This window comes from Cyanobium sp. NIVA-CYA 375, from assembly GCF_056108345.1.
The window spans coordinates 1-2,106 of sequence record NZ_JBSYHW010000167.1; the positions used below are offsets into that span (position 1 = coordinate 1).

Annotated in this window: 2 protein-coding genes; both read left to right on the forward strand. The window is 56.2% G+C overall.

The annotated features are described in order from the left end of the window. On the forward strand, positions 1 to 203 hold a 203-nt coding region (locus AC01FP_RS17150; protein ID WP_474481905.1), incomplete at its 5' end, for a hypothetical protein. Between the two features lie 434 nt (positions 204 to 637). After that, positions 638 to 1,594, forward strand: a complete 957-nt coding sequence (locus tag AC01FP_RS17155; RefSeq protein ID WP_474481906.1) for a glycosyltransferase family protein — start codon at positions 638 to 640, stop codon at positions 1,592 to 1,594. The last annotated feature ends 512 nt before the right edge of the window (positions 1,595 to 2,106 follow it).

Sequence of the window (2,106 nt, forward strand, 5' to 3'; positions counted from 1 at the left end):
CCCACCGCGCCCACATCATCTGTGAGCTTCCGCCCAAGGTGGTCGCGGCAGCCATGGGCCACTCGGTGGAAACTCATTTATTGAAACTGGCTTTCGCAATGGCGTCATGCCTGCAGGCACCTCTACCCACGCGCAACGCTATGCAGAGTCTGCTGGCAGACAAACTTGTCGCGGTGTTCAGGCCCGAGGCGTCGGCCATCTGATGCGGTTTCGATGTTTTCTCCCCACCAGGGGCCTTCATCCTGGAGATGGGGGCGATGACGTACAAAGCAGCCCCGAGCTTGCGTCGACTGGCTCTATTGCTGCGCTAGACAACGAACTGGATCAGGATGATCGAGCTTTTGGTCACGTCTCTGGAAGCGTTGCCTAATGCAGAGCTTGATAGTCGACTTGGGAGCCATCGAGCCAATCCTCAGCCCAAATCCAAGGATTTAATTGCATGCCTAATGTCGGCATGTTGTTGCCAGAGGGACTATGTGGTGTTTCACCTTGAGCAATCCATCGCGCAGCAACGACACTTGACCACCTTTCGCACAACACGCAGCACTTGCAGCCAGCAGCAAGCTCTCCGGCAATTAATCCGCCCCATTGATCCCCGCGCTCGAGTGATCTGTGCGCAGCGCTCCTGTCCACGTCAATGACAGCTTCAGATACCCCCCTCCTCCTAATCGCTTGGCGCCGCCCCCACACCCTGCGCCAGGTGATCGACGCCATACGCCCGGTGGCCCCCAAGCGCCTGTATGTGGCCTGCGACGGCCCCAATCCTGAACGCCCCGGCGAAGCTGAGAAGGTGGCCGCCACCCGGGCGGTGATCGAGCACGAGATCGATTGGCCCTGCCATATCGAGCGACTCTATGCCGATGTAAACCAGGGCTGCCGCCTGGGGGTGAGCCGCGCCATCACCTGGTTTTTCGAGCAGGTGGAGGAGGGCATCATCCTTGAGGACGACTGCGTTCCCCATCCCGACTTCTTCCCCTACTGCACCACCCTGCTGGAGCGCTACCGTCACGACACGCGGGTGTGGTGCATCAGCGGCAACAACTTCCAGAACGGCCAGTGGCGCGGCGATGGCAGCTACTACTTCAGCCGCTATATGCATTGTTGGGGCTGGGCCAGCTGGAGTCAACGCTGGCAGCACTACGATGCCGACCTCAGTAAGTGGCCCGCCCTGCTTGAGTCCGGCCTGCTGGAGACAATCTTTGAAGACCCACTAGAGCTCAGCTACTGGAGAGGCATCTGGCAGCGACTACTGGATATGGGTGTACCCGACACCTGGGATTACCAGTGGGCCTTCACCTGCCTCTCAAACAGCGGTCTCACAGCCCTGCCCAACCGCAACCTGGTGAGCAATGTGGGGTTTGGGGAGGATGCGTCCCACACCACTGGTGCTATCAATCCAACTGATGCAGATCAGGGCTTGGGTGTCTTGATGCACCCACGGTTTGTTTTGCGGGACGCGTTGGCGGATCGCTATAGCTTTGATCATCACTTCAGAGATGCCGGGGTGCGCAGTAGCCGCCAATGGCTCCCGCGTGTGGCAGCTCGTTTGCGCCACCACTTGCAATCAATCCAGCTAGTTTCAACCGGCAATTAAATGCAGCCTTATTAAAGCTCGCTGATTTTTTGTTAGTGGTTTTCAGGGAACGCCAAGCACGGCTTTCTGAGCCGTTATCGATAAGCGCTGTTGAGCTTAGATACCCCAAGGTCCGGACGGCGCTAAGGAGCACACAAATATAGCATCAGGATGTATACAGAGATAAGAATAGAGCATAAGAGGCGCAGTAGCCCCAGATCTCTTATAGGCAAAGCAGTCATCAGAAATTGAGTCTTAAGCGCTAGCCTAGGTTTTCATGCTCGCCTTGCCCTTCCTATCGGTCGTATATGTGGTTTCGTCTGATTGACGATTTTGTACTCGATACACCTGCTGTCATTGTCACCCTTTCTCCTGCTGTTGGCGGGTGTCTTCACAGGCGACAAGCAGCTTGTGGCGTAGCTTGCAACCAAGCACTAAAGCTCTGCACCACAACTGATTATTCAGTAAATTACTGATAATTTCGTTTAGCTGGAAGCGGCCGCTTCTCGGATCACTTCACGGCTATGCTTTTT

Excerpts from the sequence above, each read along its gene's own strand:
- AC01FP_RS17155 (WP_474481906.1), top strand. The coding sequence starts at position 638 with ATGACAGCTTCAGATACCCCCCTCCTCCTAATCGCTTGGCGCCGCCCC.